The sequence below is a fragment of the Vibrio sp. 1874 genome (genome assembly GCF_033344395.1).
GTDB classification, from domain to species: domain Bacteria; phylum Pseudomonadota; class Gammaproteobacteria; order Enterobacterales; family Vibrionaceae; genus Vibrio; species Vibrio alginolyticus.
On sequence record NZ_JAWPOR010000005.1, the window covers coordinates 181,224 to 203,464 of the forward strand.

Sequence of the window (22,241 nt, forward strand, 5' to 3'; positions counted from 1 at the left end):
AAGTATAAAACTAAAGAAGTGCTAGCGTGATCACGATACCCCCATTAGCCATAAGGAGACTATTGGGGGTCGCGCTTAAATCATCTGAATATTGATTTGATTATTCAGTGGCTGGACGTTTTTCTGCAACATTTTGAGCTCCTCAATAATCGCATCAGTGAGGCGGCTTTCCGCTTTATGACGCGTCAAGTTCTGTTGCATACGCTCTTTCTTGGCAAGTTGTTGGCGTTCTTCGCCACGCGCCATATCTTTCACGATGTGGTAAAGCTCAGAAATCGCAGGGTACGTTTTATCGAAATCAACGCGGTCTTCACCTTGTACATAATCCATGATGTTATACACACGGATACTGATTTCAGATAAATCGCACTGGCCTTGAATGCCCGCCTGACACAAGGTATGCACATTCTCAAAAATGTTGGCGTTACGTTTGTCTATCGCCAATTTTTGATGCTTCAGCTGCAATTCCTTTTGCTTTTTCAATTGAAGCAGAAGGTAACCTGCATAAGAAGCGAGTGCGATGATAATCACAACACCAGCAATAGCTAATAAGGTTACATTCATAGCTTAATTATCCTTTATAGTCGTCGAAATTAATGTCGTCGAAATCTGCCAGCAAGTCATCATCGTTGCGCGTGCTTTTCTCAGCAGGTGCAGTGAAGTCTTCCTCTTCTTCAGGTTCCAACAAACCTAGTTGGTCCATTAGTTTCTCAATGCGATCGAGTTTCTCATCGACGAATTTCTGTAGACCTGTGCCCAGGTTTTCACCCGCTTCAATACGGTCTAGCAACACGTTCAATTGCGCGTCATTTTCTAGCATCTCTAGTTCTTGCTCTGCCGACAAACGACGCTCTTGCTTCGTCATTTTCTTCGCAGGTTCAACAATCAGAGGTATTTTCTTTTTGCTGCCTAAGCGCGGGTCGCGATTTTGTGCAGCAGCTTGCTTTTTCTGCTCGTTAACTTCTGAGTTACGGTTACCCGTTTTCAGACCTTTACGCTTTTTAGCACGCTTGCGTAAGCGGCCTTCCACATCAGATTCTGTACGGTTACGAGTTACAACAAACTCAGGCGCACCAGCGGCACCCGGCTTTCTAGATTTTTTACTACGGCTCATTACTGGGGTTTCCTCAGTAAAATTACATCATTACCAATAAATTCGAGTTCGAGCTTATCCCGCTCTGCTAGGAACTGGAACGTGTCACGACTAAAGAACACTACGTGAGTGAGATCGTTCTTATAATGCCATGATTTGAAAGCCTCCACGTCGATGACCATTTTCGTCATCAGGCCTATCCAGCCCCCTGGCTTAACTAAATTCAACCATTGCTTCCACACCAAATCTGGGTGGTAGAGGTGCTCTATCACCTCTGTTGCTGTCATGAAGTCGTACGTTTTTTCTAAAACCGACGTATCAGGGTGGTAATAGAGATCGTACAACGCCATGTTGTGCCCCGCCTCTTCCAGCATCAAGGAGAGCGTTGGGCCAGGACCACAACCAAAGTCGATACCATTTGATTGTGGAGAAATTCGCTCTGTGATCGGGTCAGCAATACGCGACAAAAAGCGTCGGTAACCCAAATCATCGGGGTTGTTCTCATGCAAATCATAGTGAGCTTTTTCGCTTTCCGCATCCAAACGTTGGTCTGGATTTACGAATACCAAGCTGCACTGCTCACATTGAAGATATTCACGACGCTTATCTTCAAAATAATGGTGAGTGCGCTGATTTTGGCATAAAGGACAGGTATGCATGCTGACTTCCTCAAACAGGGATGCGAAACATACCAGAAAGTGAACTCGGATTGGAGTGTTGTTGAGTGTTTTTTCAGCAATTTTTGTTAAAAAACTTTGTTTACAACCTATAAAGCTAAATAAGTGCAGTAATCTCAATTCAAGTTACGACTGAGCAAGTCAACGGATATAAAAAAAGCGACAGTCAGACTGTCGCTTTCTAAGTGCCATCAATTGGCGAAACTGTGTTGCACACATTTGGTGCACCAATAATCCCTTTGTTTTTAGAGCTTTCCCTGCCAAAAAGAGTTGTTTTTCATCTTCCTGATGAGTTTTGGCTATCCGTTTACTTCCTGTCTACTGAGCAACTTCCTGTGCCTGATCCGTTTCACTGTCTTAACCGTCAGACGAGATGACCATCCTTATCGGATAGGCTCCCTACCTATCTAAATCCCTTTCTAAATCACCAAGCATCCGAGCTACATCCTTGGAGACCTAAACCGTGGTCTTAAATCCTTACATTCACTCCCTGTGAACGACTTCTACTTTACGCCATCCCGTTATGCTCACAAGTAATGGGTTGAAAAAATAATCCGCCTATTTTTCTAAAAAATCAAAATTATCATTTAATCAAAAACTTAAAAACACTAACAAGAAAAAGCCAACATCAAGTATGGCAAATGTCTCACAAACTGCCGAGCCAACTATCGCTTTCGCATCCAAACTCGACTGTGATATCTGTCACGAACAAAAATGCCCTAGTGGATTCACTAGGGCATTTTTGTACAAGTTGCTCGAACGATGTAGGGACATCTACCCAACCAGCTCAAGATGCAGGATCTTGAGCGATTTAGGTATATTAGTGCAGACCGCCAACGTATTTAGACAGCACTTCGATATCTTCGTCTGTCATTTTCTTCGCGATGTCGCGCATCATGGCATTCATATCATTGCCACGGTCGCCATCACGGAATTTTTCTAGCTGAGCTTTGATGTAGTCAGCATGCTGACCAGAAATTTTCGGGAAACCTGAAAGCTCAGTACCATTGCCACGAGGACCATGACATGCAATACATGCGGTTAGGCCACGCTCGGCATCACCAGCGGTATAAAGCGTTTTGCCTTTTGCTACTACATCTTCAGGTGTTGAGTTTTCTGAAACTGGTAGCGAAGCGTAGTAAGCAGATAGGTCTGCGATATCTTCATCGCTCAGTGGCATTGCCATACCACTCATTACAGGATCGTAACGACCTTGTTTACCACCACTTGTCATGCCTAGCTTAAGTTCTTTTAACTGCTTCTCAAGATACTTAGCGTGTTGGCCTGCGAGTTTCGGGTACGTTGTTATTGCACTGTTGCCATCTGCTCCGTGACAGGCGACACAGGTTTGTGATTTTGCTTTACCAGCCTCAATATTACCTTGGGCCCATACTGAGCAACTGGCTAAAAGACTCAAAATTAGCGCTAATTTCTTCATGACATTCCATTATAATTATCAAGCTTCCAGTACCACGGAATGTGAACATACCGCGTACACTCATGGTACAATAGGCGACCTTATGCCGAGCACGGTTATTTTACACATTTTCACAAAAAAGTAATCAATCGACTACACAAAGTCGAGATGGAGTTAACAGTGAGCGTAAAAATTCATTACCAAAATACGCATTTCATCACCAGCGCACCCGATATTCGTCACCTGCCGGAAGACGAAGGTGTCGAAATTGCGTTTGCAGGACGCTCAAACGCTGGTAAATCGAGTGCACTTAACCGTCTAACTAATCAAAAAAGCTTAGCCAAGACATCAAAGACACCTGGTCGTACGCAATTAATCAACCTTTTCAAAGTAGAAGAAGGTTGTCACATTGTCGATCTACCTGGATACGGTTTTGCTCAAGTACCGGTAGAGATGAAAAACAAATGGCAGAAATCTTTGGGTGAATACCTACAGAAACGCGAGTGCCTAAAAGGCTTAGTGGTTCTAATGGACATTCGTCATCCAATGAAAGATCTCGACCAACAAATGATTTTCTGGGCCATCGATAGCCACATTCCTGTGCAAGTTTTGCTAACCAAAGCAGATAAACTAAAAAGTGGTGCACGCAAACAAACTCTACTGAAAGTTCGTAAGCAAGTAGAAACTTTCGGTGGTGACGTTTCTGTTGATGTGTTCTCTTCACTGAAAGGATTAGGTGTCGATCAGCTACGTGCAAAACTGGATACCTGGTTTGCACCAGCACTAGCACACCTGATAGAAGAAGACGAACAAGAGATACCTGCGAGCGATGAAGAATAATTAACAATATTTGTTAAATTTCTTCGACACGGCCCTGCCATTTGGTGGGGCTTTTGTTTATCTGAACTAAATAACAGGCAATAAAAATCCCCGCCTTCCTGGCAGGGATAACGGGAGAGAAAAATTGGTAATTATTGTTATGTGACGAAGCATTGCTGAACTGAGATTCGATTTCAATAGGTTAAAAAGCGCTCTTGTTTCCTGTGTATCACCAAACATTCACTCCAAAAACACCCAATAGCGTTACAATTCAGACAGTTAAGCCAAGCAAATCTTCAAAAAGATGTAACTTAGTTTCTTTCAAGAAAAAATAATAGTGTGACTGGCGTAAATTTACAGGATGAATAACGCAATAAATTTGAAGGAAAAATCGAGATTTTGCAGTGACTTAGAAAGGTCAAAAAAGAAGGTTTTTAAAGGCTTACTTTAAGCTACTGATCTAAAAGAATAATTTTCTTTCGCCCAATAAAAAACGCCCCAGTCAAAAACTGACTGGGGCGGCTGAATCAGCCTAATCCAATAACGTGAAACAAAAGGTCTGAAAGATAGAACATCTTACCTCTGTACCCTACGAGTATTAATGTACAACAATTGGTCAGAATTGCAAAGAATTTTTGTAGTTTTTTTTCATGAAATTTTTATTAAGCAACATCAAAGTTAACTTTGCGCTAGCTTTTTTAATCTCAAAAAAAAGCCAGCGTTTGTGCGCTGGCTCATAATTAATTGGTTATTTTGGTCTAAAAGTGACTAATGAGCTTGATCCCAGTTATCACCGTGACCTGCTTCTGCAACCAACGGTACTTTTAGCTCTGCTGCAGATCCCATCAATTTCTGTACTTTACTTTCAATTTCGGACAATGATGACTCTTCAACTTCAAAGACCAATTCATCGTGTACTTGCATTAATAACTTCACACGACCATTGCCTTCTTCCTGAATCCACTGATCAACCAACAGCATCGCTTTCTTAATGATGTCCGCTGCCGTACCTTGCATTGGTGCGTTGATTGCCGCACGTTCAGCAGCTTTACGACGCATCCCGTTGCGCGATTTAATTTCTGGCAAATGCAAACGTCGACCAAAAATCGTTTCAACATACCCTTTATCTGCTGCTGTGCTGCGTGTGTCTTCCATGTACTGCATCACGCCTGGGTAACGTTCAAAGTATGTATCCATGTACGCTTGAGCCTCACCACGAGGAATGCCTAATTGCTTCGCCAAACCAAACGCACTCATGCCGTAAATAAGACCGAAATTAACCGCTTTCGCACGACGACGTTGCTCACTTGAAACGTCTTCAATAGAAACACCCATGATTTCTGCTGCGGTTGCCGCGTGGATATCTTTGCCATCACGGAATGCATCCAATAACGCTTGGTCACCAGAAAGGTGCGCCATGATGCGAAGTTCGATTTGCGAGTAGTCGACCGCTAAGATTTTATGCCCTGATGGCGCGACAAACGCTTGACGAATACGACGGCCAGCTTCGTTACGAATTGGAATGTTCTGTAAGTTCGGATCAGTAGAAGATAGACGACCCGTTGCGGTCACTGCTTGGTGGTAAGAAGTATGCACGCGACCCGTTGATGGGTTGATCATCTTCGGCAGTTTGTCGGTGTAAGTTGATTTTAGCTTCGCCAGACCACGGTATTCCAAAATCAGTTTTGGTAGTGGGTAGTCTAGTGCGAGTTCTTGCAGAACTTCTTCATTCGTCGATGGTGTGCCTGATGGCGTTTTCTTCACAACCGGTAAACCCATTTTTTCAAATAGGATGGCTTGTAATTGCTTTGGCGAGTTCATGTTAAACTCTTGCTCTGCAATTTCGTACGCTTTCTTTTCAAGCTCATCAAGGCGAGCGGTAATCTCGACCGACTGCGCACTCAGCTTCATTTCATCGATAAAGACCCCAGTGCGTTCAATGCGCGAAAGAACTGGCACCAACGGCATTTCAATCTCTTCGTAAACTGTCTTCAGGCTTTCATCCTGCTCGATATTAGCAAACAAGCGATTGTGCAGACGAAGGGTCACATCCGCATCTTCTGCCGCGTATGGCGATGCTTGTTCCAGTTCGATTTGGTTAAACGTAAGCTGATTTTTGCCTTTACCTGCAATTTGCTCAAAAGAAATGCAGCTGTGCTGTAGGAAGCGAAGCGCCAAGCTGTCCATATCGTGTTTACCGCCGACACTGTTGTAGATATACGATTCCAACATCGTGTCGTGCTTGATACCTTTTAGCTCAATGTCGTAACGAGCGAGTACAGACGCATCATACTTTAAGTTTTGACCGACTTTTGCTTTCGCTGCATCTTCAAGAATTGGCTTCAGCTGTTCTAGTACCCAATCACGATCAAGCTGTTCAGGCGCATCTAAATAGTCATGTGCAACTGGCACATAAGCCGCAATACCTTCATCGACAGCGAATGACAAACCAACTAGATTCGCTAGCATGTAATCTAGGTTATCGGTCTCCGTATCAAATGCAAACAGCTCAGCCGTTTGAAGTTTATCTAGCCAAGCATTGAAGGTTTCTTTATCCAGAATTGTTTCATATTGGCTGCGATCGATTGTTACCGCAGAAGTTTCCATCTCGGCTTGAGAAGAAGAAGCTTGTGAAGATCCTGCAAGCTCTACGGCCTCCACAGATCCAGAACCGCCTTCAAGTAGTTCATTCAACCAAGATTTAAACGTCAGTTGGCCATACAGCTTCACTAATTCGTCTTTATTTGGTTCCGCTTTCAGCAATGATTCTGGCGTTTCCTCAAGCTCAACATCCAATTTGATGGTCGCGAGCTCATACGAAAGCATGGCATTTTCTTTGTTGTCGATGAGCTTTTTCGCCATGGTTTTAGAACCACGGAAACCAAGCCCTGCAATATCATCGAGGTTTTCATACAACTTCGTCAGACCACCAATACCTTGCAGTAGTGCGGTCGCTGTTTTATCACCGACACCCGGTACACCAGGAATGTTATCTACTTTATCGCCCATCAGTGCTAAATAGTCGATGATCAACTCAGGTGGAATGCCAAACTTTTCAACCACACCTTCACGATCCATTACGACGTTCGTCATGGTGTTGATCAAGGTAATGTTATCATCCACTAGCTGCGCCATGTCTTTATCACCAGTACTGATCAATACAGGCATGCCCTTTTGTGATGCTTGGTATGCTAACGTACCGATGACGTCATCCGCCTCGACGCCAGGAACACAGATCAGCGGCAAACCCATTGCACGAATAACATTGTGTAATGGTTCAATTTGACAACGCAGGTCATCCGGCATTGGCGGACGATTCGCTTTGTATTCTGCATACATATCATCACGAAAGGTTTTTCCCTTTGCATCGAAAACCACCGCGATGCGCTCAGACGCAAACTGACGCATCATGCTGCGTAACATGTTCACGACGCCGTAAACGGCATTAGTTGGAATTTCACCATTGCTCATGGTGCCCGGGTAGGCGTGAAAAGCGCGATATAGGTAAGAAGAGCCGTCGATAAGGATCAACGGATTTTCAGGAATACTTGCCATAATTGTCTGTATCCAATTCAGTACTTGAGAGATCTGCCTAGGATGCCATGACTGCTGATCTGAATCTATCTTGTTCGCTCGATCTAGGTCGCGTAAATTTTTCCGACTTTATTCACGAAAACACCACCTCCTGTGGATAACTCTGTTTATAGAAATTATCCACTGGTTATCCAATAACAAAAAACACAAGAAAACACCAATCCAAACCATTGATTAATAACAACAAATTCGCATAACGGCGAGAAGATCAACGATCCTAAAATGATCATCGCATGTGGAAAAGATATTAATAGTGACGTCAAATAGAAATCGTAGAAAAGAAAAAAGCGACCCGAATGGGGTCGCCTAGCAGAAGTGGTAAAGCAAATTCTGTAAATAGAGCAGCTTAACCAAGAAGCTATAAATTACACTGGAAGCAATGTGAGCAATGTCGTGTCAAAAAGAATTCGTGCAAGTTCTCGGAAAAATGTTTCATCACTTCTCAACTTTCAGTTAATTAACTTCTGTTAATAAGTCACTCAACGTCCTTGTGAACTTTCCTCATTCCCTAAGACAGGTTTAATAATAATGATTCTCATTTCGTAGTCAACAGTTAAATGAGAAAAAATCTCATTTATTTTCACATTGCTTTAATGAAATGCACTCGAGATTCTCGAAGATTTACTTTTTCTTCAAATTTTTCAATTATATAGCCATTTCTCAATAACAAGCGAAGCATAGCCGGAAACTGGTTTCGAGATTTCACTTTTAATGTGTTGTAGCCTTGTTCTGCCACCCAATCCTCTTGAGCTTCCAAAAGCAGTTGTGCCACGCCTTCATTTCGAGCTTCAGGGACAACACCACCTAACCAGCTATAGAAAACACCATCCTCTAATTCGTAACCTATTTTGAAGCCGACAATCGTGCCATTTTTTTCTGCAACGAGGATTAAACTGTTTTTCTCTTCTAAACGTTGAGTCATGGAGTCTACCGTTTCTCCTTTCGAAAACTCGGTAACACGCGCCACAACTTGAAGTGCTTCTTCCAATGTGCCTTCACGAATCAGCATTGTCATTATTCTCTTCTCCAAAATAAAAATACCCAAGCACCTTGGATTGTTACTGTTGTAATCCGCCTGAGGTTACTTGGGTATATACAGACGAACAACTCTTGTTGGTCTGGTATTTCTCACTGAGCGATAATTACTCTTCTGTCGCTTCCGGAGTGCGATTTAGGTGTTGAGCAGTTTGTGCATTCTCTTCTGCCAACCACTCAGCAACGTCTTTCGCAAAGTACGTTAAGATGCCATCTGCACCTGCACGTTTGAAGCACAATAGTGATTCCATCACAATTTCACGCTCTTTGAGCCAGCCATTCATGATCGCCGCTTTATGCATCGCGTACTCGCCAGAGACTTGATAAGCAAATGTCGGTACTTGAAGTTCAGTTTTTACTCGGCGAACTACATCTAAGTATGGCATACCAGGTTTAACCATCACCATGTCCGCACCTTCGTTGATGTCTAGCGCCACTTCGTGAATCGCTTCATCAATGTTTGCTGGGTCCATTTGGTAGTTTTTCTTGTTGCCGCCTTTTAGATTTGAAGAAGAGCCAACCGCATCACGGAATGGTCCGTAGTAGTTCGATGCGTACTTAGCCGAGTAAGCCATGATTTGAGTATGAATGTAGCCCGCGTTTTCTAATGCTTCGCGGATCTTACCAATTCGGCCATCCATCATGTCTGAAGGCGCGACTACGTCAGCACCCGCTTCTGCATGAGACAAAGCCTGCTTAACCAATACTTCTGTGGTTTCATCATTCATTACGTAGCCATCTTCATCGATGATGCCGTCTTGGCCATGTGTCGTGAATGGGTCGAGTGCCACGTCTGTGATTACACCAATTTGAGGAATGTGTTCTTTAAGCGCTCGTACTGCTCGCTGAACCAAACCTTCTGGGTTGTAGGCTTCAGTAGCACATAAGCTTTTAGCGTCTTGGTTTACGACAGGGAAAAGCGCGATTGCTGGAACGCCTAGATTTGCAAGGTATTGTGCTTCTTCTAGCATTAAATCAATCGACAAACGCTCTACACCCGGCATGGACTCCACGCTCTCACGACGATCTTTACCCATAAGAATGAACATTGGGTAAATCAGATCATTAACAGAAAGTTGGTTCTCAGCCATCAAACGACGACTAAAATCGTGCTTACGTAAACGACGCATACGGCGTGCAGGGAATGGACCTTGAATTGATACAGACACCATTTTCTCCTTGTCTGGACGGTTATGATGATCAAATCATCTGGTGAACAAAATCATATCACTCTTGATGCATGTTGCGAGTGACAATCTGGAAAAAGGTAATGAAAAAAACTGAAAATGACCCAGCACTCACACTCAAGTATACTTCGAATACGAAACCAACCATGAAGCACAGAGAGTAACGATGATCGATACCCACGCGCACATCTATGCTAGCGAATTTGATAACGACCGCGATGAAGTAGTACAACGCGCCTTAACGCAAGGCATTAATAAAATCCTGTTGCCAAACATCGATCTGGACTCAATTGAGCCCATGCTAAAAACCGAAGCGGCATATCCTGACGTATGCCACTCAATGATGGGACTCCACCCTTGTTATGTGGACAGCAATGTTGAACAAACGTTGGAGATCATCCGCGGTTGGTTTGAGAAACACAAGTTTATTGCGGTGGGCGAAATCGGTATCGACCTGTATTGGGATAAAACCTATCGTGCTGAGCAAGAAATGGCGTTCGTAGCTCAACTTAACTGGGCAAAAGAGATGGATTTACCGGTCGTTATCCACACTCGTGATTCGATTGAAGAAACACTCACTTTGCTACGACAAGAGCAAGATGGTCGTCTGCGTGGTGTATTCCACTGTTTTGGAGGCAGCTTAGAAGAAGCACAAGCAATCAATGAGCTAGGCTTCCACTTAGGCTTGGGTGGCGTATCAACCTTTAAGAATGGCGGGATGGATAAAGTCATTCCACATTTGGATATGCAGTGGGTCATTTTAGAAACCGACTGTCCATATTTAGCGCCGGTGCCACACCGTGGTAAACGTAATGAACCAGCCTACACTTCTCTCGTTGCACAACGTGTTGCCGACTTGCGTGATGTCGACATCGCAACCATCGATGCCATAACGACTGAGAATGCCAAAAAGCTGTTTAATATTTAATTCACGAGAATTGAAAAAGCGACGAAATCAACGTCGCTTTTTTATCACCTAAACTATTGAATGAACGATTCAACCCGTTGAAATAGTAGAACAATCCATACAAAATTATTGATAAACATAATAATTAACTAGCAACTCTACTTACTTCTCATAACGTCACTTTACTTCGTCCGCTTTGCAAAACTGTCGACAACTCGACACATTATTTTTCTATACTGATTTACGCCCATTAATTAGCACAAATGTAAAACAGCATGAATATGGAAGTTGAAGTGTGTACACATGGTGCTTACTTACAACGCGTACCGCGCAGTTTTTTTCAAAAGCTGCTGGGCATCAAGGAAGTATACGTATGCACAAAATGTGGTTACGTCATGAAAGTTAAGTAATTAGCCCAAGAAAAAACCAACCGCAAAAAAAAAGCGGCTCAATTGAGCCGCTTTTCACATCTAGATTAGCCTTATTCTTCGGTTTCCGCTTCTACTTCTTCGCTTCGACGAGTATAAAAACGCGCGAAGAACAAACCGACTTCAAACAGTAAACACATCGGAATAGCGAGTAAGGTTTGCGAGATCATGTCTGGTGGCGTTAACACCATACCTACGACAAACGCAGCCACTATAATATAAGGACGTTTCTGTCTTAAATCTTCTGGTGTAGTGGCCCCAGTCCAACACAACAAAATAATCGCAACAGGCACCTCGAATGCGATACCAAACGCCATAAATAGCGCCAGCACAAAGTCGAGATAACTCGAGATATCAGTTGCAAACTCTACTCCACCAAGAGAAATGGCGGTAAAGAAGCCAAACACCAATGGAAATACCACGAAGTAGGCAAATGCCACTCCACAGTAGAACAATAGCGAACTAGAGAACAGCAGTGGCATGATCAATCGACGTTCATGCTTGTACAAACCTGGCGCTACAAATGCCCACACTTGATACAAGATAAACGGCACCGCAATAAATACCGAAGCAATTAACGTCAGCTTAAGTGGCGTAAAAAAAGGTGACGCTACATCCGTAGCAATCATGGTCGCGCCTTCAGGTAGACGTTCTACTAAAGGTGCGGAAACAAACTCGTAAATGTGGTTAGAGAAATAAATTAGTCCGACAAACACGACCAACACTGCGAGGATTGAGCGCAGTAGTCGGTTGCGAAGCTCCAACAAATGACTAATTAAAGGTTGTGTCTGCTCGACGGTAGACATGGCAAACCTCTTATTAAAAACCAGATCAAAAAGGAGCTACCAATCACTAGTAGCTCCTCCTAATGAGACTATTCGGCTTTCTTATCTGCCGCTGTAACCTTGCTCTCTTGCGCTTTCTCTACCTTTTCTGCTGCTGGCTCTGTTTTTACAGGCTCAGCCTCTGAATCGGTGTTCTTTGCGTAAGGACGATTTACAGATTGCGCTGCCTTCTTCAACTCTTCAACTGAAGATTTCAACTCAGGGGACAAATCATCCATCCCCATTTGTTCTGCTTTGCGCAAGTTTTCTTGCAGCTCTTGGACTTTCAGCTCGTGTGACAATTCGTCTTTGACGCTATTTGCCATACTCTTAGCGGCACCGATAAAGCGAGACACGCTGCGAATAGCATGAGGCAAACGCTCCGGCCCAAGAACGACCAGACCAACAACAGATATTAATACCAGTTCCCAAAAACCGATATCAAACACGTTTTACGCCTGCTCTTTGTCTTTTTTCGTTTCAGGAGCAGCTTCTTTTTTCTGCTGCTCTTCTAGACTTTTTGGTTCGAAGTCTGCGTCTTTGTCATTTTTTGCAGGTTCATCTTCGCTCATCGCTTTTTTGAAGCCCTTAACGGCACCACCCAGATCGCCACCGATACCGCGTAGTTTCTTTGTTCCGAATAGCAATACAACAATTACAGCAATGATTAGAAGTTGCCAAACACTGATACCACCCATTCTCTTTACCTCGGGTCTTTAAACAAACAAAAATATTTCAAGAGTTTAACGTCTATTGACGATAAGCTCGCCAACTAAGCAGCCAAAATGTGACACCTGCGATACCGCAGGCCAACGAAAGCTGCTCAAAAGCATCGTTCACCAATATTGCCGAGCATACGACTAAAGTAGCGCCAACGCCAAACAAAAACTTTCCTGTCGCCTGCTGGCGCTTGCTCTGGCGATACCCTTGATAAAGCTGATCCATACGTTGATTCATCGCTTTACCTTGTTTCAGGCTATCGTAAAGTAGCTCTGGCAGTTCAGGTAATTTCTCTGCCCAAAATGGTGCGCGGTCTTTAATCGCATTCACTAGAGCTTGTGGCCCAACTTGATTCATCATCCATTCCTCCAGGAATGGTTTTGCGGTCTCCCACAAATCAAGTTGAGGATATAGCTGCCTACCAAGCCCTTCCACGTACAACAGCGTTTTTTGCAACAGTACAAGCTGTGGCTGAACCTCCATATTGAATCGACGTGCCGTATTGAACAAATTCAACAACACATGACCAAAGGAGATTTCGCACAATGGCTTAGCAAAAATAGGCTCACACACAATGCGAATCGCGAACTCAAACTCATCGACATTGGTATCCGCAGGCACCCACCCTGAATCCACATGTAACTCAGCCACTCGGCGGTAGTCACGATTGAAAAACGCCAGGAAGTTTTCCGCCAGATAACGCTTGTCTTCGCTATTAAGTGTACCAACGATTCCGCAATCTAGCCCTATCCACATTGGGTTCTCTGGATGTTCGGGTTTGACGAACACATTACCCGGATGCATATCGGCATGGAAAAAGCTGTCTCGGAACACCTGAGTGAAGAACACACTCACACCGCGTTCCGCGAGCAATTTCATATTGGTGCCATTTGCTTTCAAGCCTTCAATATCAGAGACTTGAATGCCATATATTCGCTCAGAAACCATGACAGTTTCATTACTGAAGTCGGGAAAAACTTCAGGAACATACAATTCTTCGCTGCCCTCAAAGTTGCGGCGCAACTGAATGGCATTCGCCGCCTCACGTCGCAAGTCGAGTTCATCAAGCAGGGTTTTCTCGTACTCACGCACGACTTCAACTGGTTTTAAACGACGTGCTTCAGGCATCGCTCCGGCGACTATACGCGCCATTCGGTGCATCAGTTTTAGATCTGAATCAATGACTGGGCGAATATCTGGGCGGATAACCTTTAATACCACTTCTTGGTTAGTGTCTTTTATGCGCGCAGTATGTACCTGAGCAATCGACGCAGACGCCAGTGGTTTGATATCAAACTCGGTAAACCATTTTTCTAACGGACCACCTAATGCTTGCTCCATCTGCTTTTTTGCCAACTCGCCATCAAAAGGCGCGACTTGGTCTTGAAGTAAAGCTAGGGGATCAGCGATATGCGGAGGAAATAAGTCACGGCGCGTCGACATCATCTGACCGAACTTAATCCAAACCGGCCCCAGCTCTTGCAGTGCTAAACGCAGACGTTCACCGAGTGGTTTTTCTGGATGCTTGTTCTTAATCCAAAACAAGCTTTTGCGCAGTAAAAGCGGAGCTTTGGTCAGTTGGTGATCGGGAAGCAGCTCATCTAAGCCGTATTCCAGTTGTACTTTGGCGATGTGGTATAAGCGCTTTAGTTCTGCTGGCGTCATGGTTTCTCCAATGCAGGCTTATCTGCATCCAGCTTATTCAGCAAAGCCGTTAAACGAGCTTCAATGCGAGAAGCCTGGCTGCGAACCTCATCAACTTGGTCGCAGAAATAGGCCACTTCTAACGGAGCGGGAGCCAGTTTCCATTCTTCAGTCACTACTTGTGCAAGATGACGCTGGTGTTTTTCTGCTTGAGACGCAAGAAAGTTGCCGATGTTTTTTGAACCTTGCACAAAGGTATGTGCGGCGACATCGCCAGTCACGCGAGACAACCACTCTTCAACATCTGGTTTGCAATCCACCATCAACTGAGAGAATTTCTGCGCCAATTGAATATCGCCTTCAAGTTCAAGTTTATCTTGTTTAATAAGACGAGTGATGTTGGCCTGATCGCGCAGCTCTGGTAATACACTCAAGTTGAGCGATAGATAGCAGTTAGGCTGCCCTTCGTAATGACCGAGCACATCAATTTGCTGACTAAAAACGAATGTCAGTGTTTTATTGATCTCTTTCAGGTGAACTTGAATAACTTGACCTTTTAGACGCGCTAAACGACGGCCCAATGCAGGGTCGTCTTTGATCAGTGTATTCAGTGACGTTTCAATCACAGCGGTGATAAGTGGTTCAAATGGCATGCCGTTAACCCTTAGAATTTATAACCGCGATGCAAAGCCACAATACCACCAGTTAAGTTGTAGTATTTGGTGTTTTCAAAACCTGCGTCTTGCATCATGCCTTCCAGCGTTTCTTGGTCTGGATGCATACGGATTGACTCCGCTAGGTAGCGGTAACTCTCTGAGTCATTCGCAACTAGCTCACCGATTCTCGGCAACAAGTGGAATGAATATGCGTCGTATACTTTCGATAACGGCTCTAGCACTGGTTTTGAAAATTCCAACACCAATAGACGGCCGCCTGGCTTCAGTACGCGGAACATTGAACGAAGCGCTTTGTCTTTGTCAGTCACATTACGCAAACAAAAACTGATGGTGATGACATCAAAATAATCATCTGGGAACGGCAGTTCTTCTGCGTTGGCTTGAACGTAATGCACGTTACCCACAATACCGTTATCACGCAGTTTATCGCGACCAACGTTAAGCATTGAGTTATTGATATCGGCAAGGATGACATGGCCTTCATCGCCAACAATGCGCGAGAATTTCGCCGTCAAATCCCCCGTACCACCACCTAGGTCAAGAATACGTTGGCCAGGGCGAGCGCCACTACAATCGATAGTGAAGCGCTTCCAAAGGCGGTGAATACCACCTGACATCAGGTCATTCATGATGTCGTATTTTGTTGCCACGGAGTGGAATACTTCGGCAACCTTAGTCACTTTTTCGTCTTTTGCCACTGTAGAGAAACCAAAGTGAGTGGTTTCATTCTCTAACGCTGTATTGGATTGCAAACTTGTGTCCGTCATTCTAATTCCTCTTAGGCAGCGCTTTCCTCTACGGGGCGTTTGTTGACAAATAAAATCGCCCACTGCACTGCGGGCGATTAGTTTACTTTATCCTCAGCCGGATGTCTTTCTACTAACGGGTCATTTTCTGAAAATGCATCACTCTGCGCTAACTGCGCGAGGTCGGAAGAAATCGGTCGTTTAATTTCAACTCCCAAGTGTTTAAAGCTTTCGGCTTGGCGAATCACATTTCCGCGCCCTGTGGCAAGCTTGTTCATCGCACCTTGATAGCTTTGATTCGCCTTATCCAGCGCACCGCCGAGCCCCTCCATGTCGTCTACAAACAATCGTAATTTGTCGTAGAGTTTTGTCGCACGCTGCGCAATCATTTTGGCGTTTTCATTTTGGCGTTCATTGCGCCATAGATTATCAATGGTGCGCAATGCCACCAGCAACGTTGTTGGGCTCACCAAAATGATGTTTTGCTCCATCGCGTCTTTAATCAAGCTCGGATCGGCTTGAATCGCGACTTGGAACGCCGGCTCAACCGGAATAAACATCAGTACATAGTCCAAACTCTGAATACCTTTGAGTTTGTGGTAGTCCTTCATGCTTAACCCTTTGATATGTGCACGTAGAGCAGCTAAGTGCGCACTCAAAGCCTGGTCTCGCTCGGCATCAGTTTCGGCGTTGAAGTAGCGCTCATAGGCAACCAGCGCCATTTTAGAATCCACAACCACTTGTTTGTTTTGTGGGAGATGCACAATGACATCAGGTTGGTAACGCTTGCCTGCTTCATTTTGTAAGTTCACCTGAGTCTGATATTCGTGCCCTTCACGCAAGCCAGATTCGGCAAGTACCCTAGCGAGCACCACTTCGCCCCAGTTACCTTGCTGTTTGTTGTCCCCTTTCAACGCTTGGGTCAAATTAACCGCTTCGCGCGTCATTTGTTCGTTCAAACGTTGCAGGTTTTTCAGCTCATGCACTAGGGTATGGCGCTCTTTAGCTTCTTGGCTAAAGCTGTCATTAACGTGCTTTTTGAACCCTTCTAACTGTTCTCTAAGCGGTGACAACAAGCCTTCTAAACTCTGACGGTTTTGCAAATCGACCTTCGCGGTTTTTTCTTCAAACAGTTGATTTGCCAAGTGCTCAAATTGTTGTTTCAAGCGTGCTTCTGCTTGTTCTAAAATTTGCAGTTTTTCGGCATTAGCTTGGTTAATTTGCTCATGGCGAGCTTGCTGTTCACGCAGCTGCGTTTCTAGACGTGATTTGTGTTCACGCATTTGACCAAGCTCATCAAAGTATTGCTGGCGCTCTTGCTTTACAGCCTCGAAGTAACGCAGTTTTTCCATAGCTGCCATCAGCTTTCCGTGCGTTTGACGCACTTCAAACGCGGCTTTATCGCGCTCATCATCTAATTCATCCAACTCTTGCTGGGCATCGGCAAGGCTTTGCTTGACCTGTTCAAGTTGCTGTTGATGAAGCTGTTTTTCTGAAAAAAGTTGTTGCTCGAGAAGCTGAGTTTGGGTGATAAAACGCTGTTTCACCCACCAACCGGCAGCGACACCACTAAGCGTGGCAGCACAAAGAGAAGAGAGAATGAGAGATTGGTACTCAAGAATCCATTGCATAATAGCGAGTTAGCCTGTGTTTTGTATCTATAACAATGGTATTTAGACACTGGATAAATGTCCAGTTTGTTGGATGAAAAATCCTCGCATACACTAGGCCTTCCTATAATATTCTTTCTTCCGCTCAAATTATCCAAACCGAGCGGCACATCATCACGCAGAGGCATCATGAACGAGCGTCGCGCCCTAGGATTTGGGCTCTCAGCAGTATTACTTTGGTCTACCGTTGCAACCGCATTTAAACTCACGCTGGCAGAATTTACGCCAATTCAAATGCTATGCATTGCCAGCATCGTCTCTGCGATTGCACTAACAGTAATCTGTGGTGTGCAAGGTAAATTGGGCCAGTTAAGCGCTACATTTTTCTCAAACCCTTGGTATTACCTACTGCTTGGGTTGATTAACCCTTTGGCGTATTACGTTATTCTGTTCAAAGCATATGACTTGCTGCCCGCATCTCAGGCTCAAGCGATCAACTACAGCTGGGCTATCACCTTAACGCTAATGGCCGCTGTTTTCTTAGGACAAAAGATCCGTGGTAAGGACTGGCTGGCTTGCGGTTTTAGTTATGTCGGTGTGATAGTGATTGCCACGCAAGGCAATCTTTTAGGCATGGAATTTGAGAGCCCGTTGGGTGTTGGCCTTGCGCTGCTATCAACGCTGCTGTGGGCCGGTTACTGGATTTTAAATACCAAAAATAAGGCCGACCCTGTGGTTGGCGTTCTGCTCGGCTTTTTGGTCGCTATTCCATTCGCCATTGGTTTAAGTCTTTATGAAGGTGCTGACTGGCAGATGATCTCAGCTAAAGGCTGGGCAGCGGTGACGTATGTCGGACTGTTTGAAATGGGGATCACTTTCGTTTTGTGGCTGAGCGCACTCAAATCAACGCAAAACACCGCGCGTATCAGTAATCTGATCTTTGCTTCTCCATTTATCTCACTCATGTTGTTAGCTACCATCATCGGCGAAGAAATTCATCCTTCAACCTTGATTGGCCTGGTATTGATCATCAGTGGCTTAGTCATTCAGCAAGTCTCATGGGGCAAGAAAACCAAAGCGGTAAACGCTTCTTAATCACCTATCCAAAGCCCTAAAAAACGATGCAATAAGTTGGATAAAAAAGAGATATAGATAACATTTTAATGATAGAAAGCACTTTACGCTGCTAGGATTTAGCTACGCGTTGGATACGATACTCACAAAGCCCAATAGCTTACGCTAGATTCTAATATAATTACCTTTGGGCGATTTAGGACTCGTTATTAATTATGTTTCGCTTCGCTATTCCTTCGCCTTTGATGGCAGACTGGCAACACGTTCTGCGACAATGCTGTGATGTAACTCAAGCTCAGGGACAGCTTTATACTCTGAGCGATACTCAGCAGTGGCTATCGACTGAGGTGTCCACCTCAACCCAAAATCATCGTGCTATCATCGATGTGATAACGCAAGTTGTCGATCACTTTACGCCGACAGATTTTACAGTTAGCCATACCCCCTTTGAAGAGCAAACCTTGAGCATTGGACCGATTTGGCTACCTAATGGCGAATTGCTTGCCGTACTGACACTGACTCACCCTAATGATCAATCAACGGTTGTTTCGGCATGGCTAAGCGCAATCGCGGGGCGGATCAGCTTTGATATCAACTTGCACTGTCAGCAAGAACAAACGCGACATCAAAGCGCGGAAATAAAGCCAACACCAACACTACAAGAGTTTATCGACTGCCTTGAAGACCACGTATGGATAAAAGGCATGGATGGTCTTTATTCGATGACCAATCGAAGCGTAGAAAACGCGTGGCAAAAAACCAACAGTGAAATCATTGGAAAAGACGATTTTGCTCTGTTTAGCCATGAACGTGCGGAAAAATTCATTGATGCCGATAAATTGGTGGTAGCCACGGGCACGCAAAATATTGTTGAAGAATGCCGTCAAATTGATGAAAACAATAACCCCACTTGGCTAGAAACCATTAAGTCTCCTGTCCGTGATCATGCGGGAAACTTAATCGGCATTCTGGGGATGACACGTAACATCACCCGCCGAAAAATGGTAGAAACGCAGCTCTCCTTAGCGTCCCAAATTTTCAACAATTCGCAAGAAGGCATGGTCATTACAGACCGCAATGCCAACATCATTGATGTAAACACGGCTTTTACCCAAATTACAGGTTACCGCTCTGAAGAGGTGATAGGAAAAAACCCACGAATTCTGCGCTCAGGCCATCATGATCAAGGTTTCTATCAACAGTTGTGGCATCAACTCGAAAACAAAGGCCAATGGAAAGGCGAATTCATCAACAGAAAGAAAGATGGCAGCATTTATCCGCAATTAGCGACCATTAGCGCCGTAATGGACGATAAAAACCACCTTATTAACTACATTTGTGTGTTTGAAGATATCTCTGTGCGTAAGGCACACGAAGAAAAGCTGCAGCGCATGGCTTTTTACGATCCATTAACCAATCTACCCAATCGCACCCATTTACTCAGCTTACTCGAACAACACATCGAAACCGGAAACAAAAACCAGCAGACGTTTGCCACCCTATTCTTAGATATCGACCATTTCAAACACATCAACGATAGCATGGGCCACTTCTGTGGTGACCAACTGCTGTCTAAGTTAGCGATTCGTCTGCAAGATGTTCTTCACCTCAATGCGCATGTGGCTCGCATTGGCGGCGATGAATTTGTGATTATTTTGCCAGACATCCATAGTGATGTTGCCTTACTGGAAACCGTCGGCGATATTCTAAGCGTATTCCAGCAACCATTCGACTTGGCAAACCACGACTCACTTCGTGTCTCGACCAGTATTGGTATTGCCTTGTACCCAAGAGACGGTCAAGACAGTGAAACCTTACTGAAAAACGCAGACACCGCGATGTACTTAGCGAAGAAAAATGGACGCAACGGCTACGCGTTTTACTCACCGGATTTGACCGATAAATCCGTATCCCATGTACGCATTCAATCCGCTTTGCATCAAGCAATAGAAAAACAACAACTCCGGTTAGAATTCCAACCGCAATACAACTTGGAACAAAATTCGATTGTCGGCGTGGAAGCTTTATTACGCTGGCAGCATCCAGAGTTTGGCCTTGTACCACCAGCAGACTTTATTCCAATTGCAGAAAAAACAGGGCTGATTCAAAGTATTGGTGAGTGGGTGTTACAACAAGCTTGTTTGCAAGGTAATGCTTGGCTGGACCAAGGCATCGAGTTTGGCAAAATCGCCGTCAATGTTTCTGCGTTGCAGCTTCAGCAGTCAAATTTCATTCAGCGATTAAGTACTATCCTCGATAACACCGGATACCCTGCCCAACGGTTAGATTTGGAGATCACAGAGAGCTTTTTACTGATCGACCCTCAACAAGCCATTGCATCGTTAAATCAATTACGAGAGCTGGGTATTGAGATTTCTCTGGATGACTTTGGAACTGGCTATTCGTCTTTGTCTTACTTGAAAGGTTTGCCAATCAACAAACTGAAAATTGACCGCTCATTTGTCAGTGATGTCCCAAGTAATAGCGACAGCAACGCGATTGTGAATGCCATTATTGCCATGGGAAAAACGCTGTCGTTGAAAGTCGTCGCGGAAGGGATAGAAACTCGGGAACAAGCCGATTATTTATTCGAAAAAGGCTGTATTTATGGTCAGGGATATTTATTTAGTCAGCCAGTGAGCGCTGAAAAACTGTTTCATTGAACCAGCTTGCTCCTCAAGTCACTCTCGCGGTGCCACGTCCGCGGAGGTGATTTGCTTTGCTTGATTTTGGGCTGATTGGCACAGCTCTAGGCGATCAACCAAAATATTGATACAAACCAGCAACGGCACACCGATCAATAGTCCCATTCCGCCCCAAAGCCAGCCCCAAAAAACAAGCCAAACAAAAATCACTAATGGGTTTAAATTAAACCTTTTCCCCAATAGTGTTGGTGTAACAAACTGACTTTCAATCAAATTGAGCAGTAAATAGATAGACACAACCGTCAGCATAAAACTGACCGACTCCAACTGAAGATAAGCAACAAAGCCAAAGCTCATCATGGATATGACAGGGCCGAGGTACGGCGCAAAATTCATCACGCCTGCAAATGCGCCCCATAGAAATGGATCTTCAAGGCCTAGAACAAAAAACACGGCCCCGACACTCAACCCCAGCCCAGCATTCACTAAAGTGATGGTGCCAATGTATCGAGATAGGTCTTTCTGTAGCGCTTTGACCAACTCAATCGCTTGGCGCTGTTTGGCGAACCCATGTAAGTAAGACACTGACTTTCGAAATAAGCTTCGTCCATGATTGAGCATAAAGTAAACCATAAACAGCACGATCATCGCTTGTGTCAAAATCGTCGGCGTAGTGGTCGCGAGCGTTTTTACCAAAGAAAATACGGTGTTGTTCCCGACCTCATCCATACTCATATCGTTGGCGATATTCAATGGAGTATTAAGGTGATCAGCCGAAGCTTTAGTAACTTCGCTTACTTCTTGCGACACATTTTTCACGATACTGGGCAGCTCAGACCACCATTGCTTGGCGGGCTCCGACATGGCGGCAAGACCAATAATTGAAGCGCCAACGAGGAATGACAGCGTCAACACGACGGTAATAGCACGTGGTAAGCCTTTGTCTTCAAGATAATTAATGAAAGGACTGCACAGCAGAGAAATAAAGGTGCTAAGCACAATAGGTAACAATATTGGCTTGGCAAAATACAGCCCTGGGACGAGTAACAGGACGAGAAGCGTTGCACCAATCGCAGTGTTGGCAGGAATGTTCAATTTCGCTGTCATAATAAGCTCAGAATCGGTAAGAAAATTTTGCGGTGAA

19 protein-coding genes are annotated in these 22,241 nt (G+C 44.5%); 4 read left to right on the top strand and 15 right to left on the bottom strand.

The annotated features are described in order from the left end of the window. Positions 1 to 75: 75 nt before the first annotated feature. The 4 genes from R8N46_RS12730 to R8N46_RS12745 all read right to left on the bottom strand — a co-directional run bounded on the left by R8N46_RS12730 (position 76) and on the right by R8N46_RS12745 (position 3,208). A complete protein-coding gene (locus R8N46_RS12730) occupies positions 76 to 564 on the bottom strand; it encodes a DUF2489 domain-containing protein (RefSeq protein WP_171345950.1) in 489 nt (162 codons plus the stop codon). 7 nt (positions 565 to 571) lie between these two features. Next, complete coding sequence (yihI, locus tag R8N46_RS12735) at positions 572 to 1,114, bottom strand: Der GTPase-activating protein YihI (RefSeq protein WP_005379252.1); 543 nt, start codon at positions 1,112 to 1,114, stop codon at positions 572 to 574. Beyond that, positions 1,114 to 1,752: a class I SAM-dependent methyltransferase gene (locus R8N46_RS12740; RefSeq protein ID WP_005379250.1), complete on the bottom strand. Its 639-nt coding sequence runs from the start codon at positions 1,750 to 1,752 to the stop codon at positions 1,114 to 1,116. The genes yihI and R8N46_RS12740 overlap by 1 nt, the downstream gene beginning before the upstream one ends. An 838-nt stretch (positions 1,753 to 2,590) precedes the next feature. Next, the gene (locus R8N46_RS12745; protein WP_005379248.1) at positions 2,591 to 3,208 is read right to left on the bottom strand and encodes a c-type cytochrome; all 618 of its coding nucleotides are present in this window, start codon (positions 3,206 to 3,208) and stop codon (positions 2,591 to 2,593) included. A gap of 159 nt (positions 3,209 to 3,367) precedes the next feature. Here R8N46_RS12745 and yihA point away from each other — a divergent pair, with 159 nt between their 5' ends. Then, a complete protein-coding gene (gene yihA / locus R8N46_RS12750; RefSeq protein ID WP_017635019.1) occupies positions 3,368 to 4,027 on the top strand; it encodes a ribosome biogenesis GTP-binding protein YihA/YsxC in 660 nt (219 codons plus the stop codon). 747 nt (positions 4,028 to 4,774) lie between these two features. On the opposite strand, the gene polA is transcribed toward yihA, so the two are convergent. The 3 genes from polA to hemB all read right to left on the bottom strand — a co-directional run bounded on the left by polA (position 4,775) and on the right by hemB (position 9,804). Beyond that, the gene (polA, locus tag R8N46_RS12755; RefSeq protein ID WP_213972340.1) at positions 4,775 to 7,561 is read right to left on the bottom strand and encodes a DNA polymerase I; all 2,787 of its coding nucleotides are present in this window, start codon (positions 7,559 to 7,561) and stop codon (positions 4,775 to 4,777) included. A gap of 619 nt (positions 7,562 to 8,180) precedes the next feature. Next, complete coding sequence (locus R8N46_RS12760) at positions 8,181 to 8,615, bottom strand: GNAT family N-acetyltransferase (protein WP_005379245.1); 435 nt, start codon at positions 8,613 to 8,615, stop codon at positions 8,181 to 8,183. 127 nt (positions 8,616 to 8,742) lie between these two features. Continuing rightward, positions 8,743 to 9,804 (bottom strand): porphobilinogen synthase, encoded by a 1,062-nt coding sequence (gene hemB, locus R8N46_RS12765; protein ID WP_031777176.1) that lies wholly within the window; start codon positions 9,802 to 9,804, stop codon positions 8,743 to 8,745. Between the two features lie 184 nt (positions 9,805 to 9,988). On the opposite strand from hemB, the gene R8N46_RS12770 reads away from it, so the two are divergent. Then, positions 9,989 to 10,750, top strand: coding sequence for a TatD family hydrolase (locus R8N46_RS12770; protein WP_115385649.1), 762 nt, complete (start codon positions 9,989 to 9,991; stop codon positions 10,748 to 10,750). 460 nt (positions 10,751 to 11,210) lie between these two features. Here R8N46_RS12770 and tatC read toward each other — a convergent pair whose 3' ends face one another. The 7 genes from tatC to rmuC all read right to left on the bottom strand — a co-directional run bounded on the left by tatC (position 11,211) and on the right by rmuC (position 17,399). Then, complete coding sequence (gene tatC / locus R8N46_RS12775; RefSeq protein WP_005379234.1) at positions 11,211 to 11,963, bottom strand: twin-arginine translocase subunit TatC; 753 nt, start codon at positions 11,961 to 11,963, stop codon at positions 11,211 to 11,213. A 68-nt stretch (positions 11,964 to 12,031) separates the two neighbouring features. Further along, entirely contained in the window at positions 12,032 to 12,430 is a 399-nt protein-coding gene (tatB, locus tag R8N46_RS12780) for a Sec-independent protein translocase protein TatB (RefSeq protein ID WP_033905892.1), read from the bottom strand. A gap of 3 nt (positions 12,431 to 12,433) precedes the next feature. Then, on the bottom strand, positions 12,434 to 12,679 hold the full coding sequence (tatA, locus tag R8N46_RS12785) for a Sec-independent protein translocase subunit TatA (protein ID WP_005382958.1): 246 nt from the start codon (positions 12,677 to 12,679) through the stop codon (positions 12,434 to 12,436). A 52-nt stretch (positions 12,680 to 12,731) separates the two neighbouring features. Next, a complete protein-coding gene (gene ubiB, locus R8N46_RS12790) occupies positions 12,732 to 14,366 on the bottom strand; it encodes a ubiquinone biosynthesis regulatory protein kinase UbiB (RefSeq protein ID WP_005379226.1) in 1,635 nt (544 codons plus the stop codon). Beyond that, positions 14,363 to 14,998, bottom strand: coding sequence for an SCP2 domain-containing protein (locus R8N46_RS12795; protein ID WP_005379213.1), 636 nt, complete (start codon positions 14,996 to 14,998; stop codon positions 14,363 to 14,365). Before R8N46_RS12795 ends, ubiB begins: the two co-directional genes overlap by 4 nt. Positions 14,999 to 15,009: 11 nt before the next feature. Then, positions 15,010 to 15,789 carry a bifunctional demethylmenaquinone methyltransferase/2-methoxy-6-polyprenyl-1,4-benzoquinol methylase UbiE gene (ubiE, locus tag R8N46_RS12800; RefSeq protein WP_005379210.1) on the bottom strand — a complete coding sequence of 260 codons (780 nt, stop codon included), beginning with the start codon at positions 15,787 to 15,789 and terminating at the stop codon, positions 15,010 to 15,012. A gap of 77 nt (positions 15,790 to 15,866) precedes the next feature. Next, positions 15,867 to 17,399: a DNA recombination protein RmuC gene (rmuC, locus tag R8N46_RS12805; protein WP_213972339.1), complete on the bottom strand. Its 1,533-nt coding sequence runs from the start codon at positions 17,397 to 17,399 to the stop codon at positions 15,867 to 15,869. A gap of 168 nt (positions 17,400 to 17,567) precedes the next feature. On the opposite strand from rmuC, the gene R8N46_RS12810 reads away from it, so the two are divergent. Together R8N46_RS12810 and R8N46_RS12815 are read left to right on the top strand one after the other, a co-directional pair. After that, positions 17,568 to 18,473 carry a DMT family transporter gene (locus R8N46_RS12810; protein WP_005379208.1) on the top strand — a complete coding sequence of 302 codons (906 nt, stop codon included), beginning with the start codon at positions 17,568 to 17,570 and terminating at the stop codon, positions 18,471 to 18,473. A 194-nt stretch (positions 18,474 to 18,667) separates the two neighbouring features. Further along, positions 18,668 to 21,115 carry an EAL domain-containing protein gene (locus tag R8N46_RS12815; protein WP_054702495.1) on the top strand — a complete coding sequence of 816 codons (2,448 nt, stop codon included), beginning with the start codon at positions 18,668 to 18,670 and terminating at the stop codon, positions 21,113 to 21,115. A gap of 18 nt (positions 21,116 to 21,133) precedes the next feature. Here the strand turns inward: R8N46_RS12815 and R8N46_RS12820 are convergent, their stop codons facing one another. Beyond that, positions 21,134 to 22,204: an AI-2E family transporter gene (locus tag R8N46_RS12820; RefSeq protein WP_054576814.1), complete on the bottom strand. Its 1,071-nt coding sequence runs from the start codon at positions 22,202 to 22,204 to the stop codon at positions 21,134 to 21,136. Positions 22,205 to 22,241: the final 37 nt, after the last annotated feature.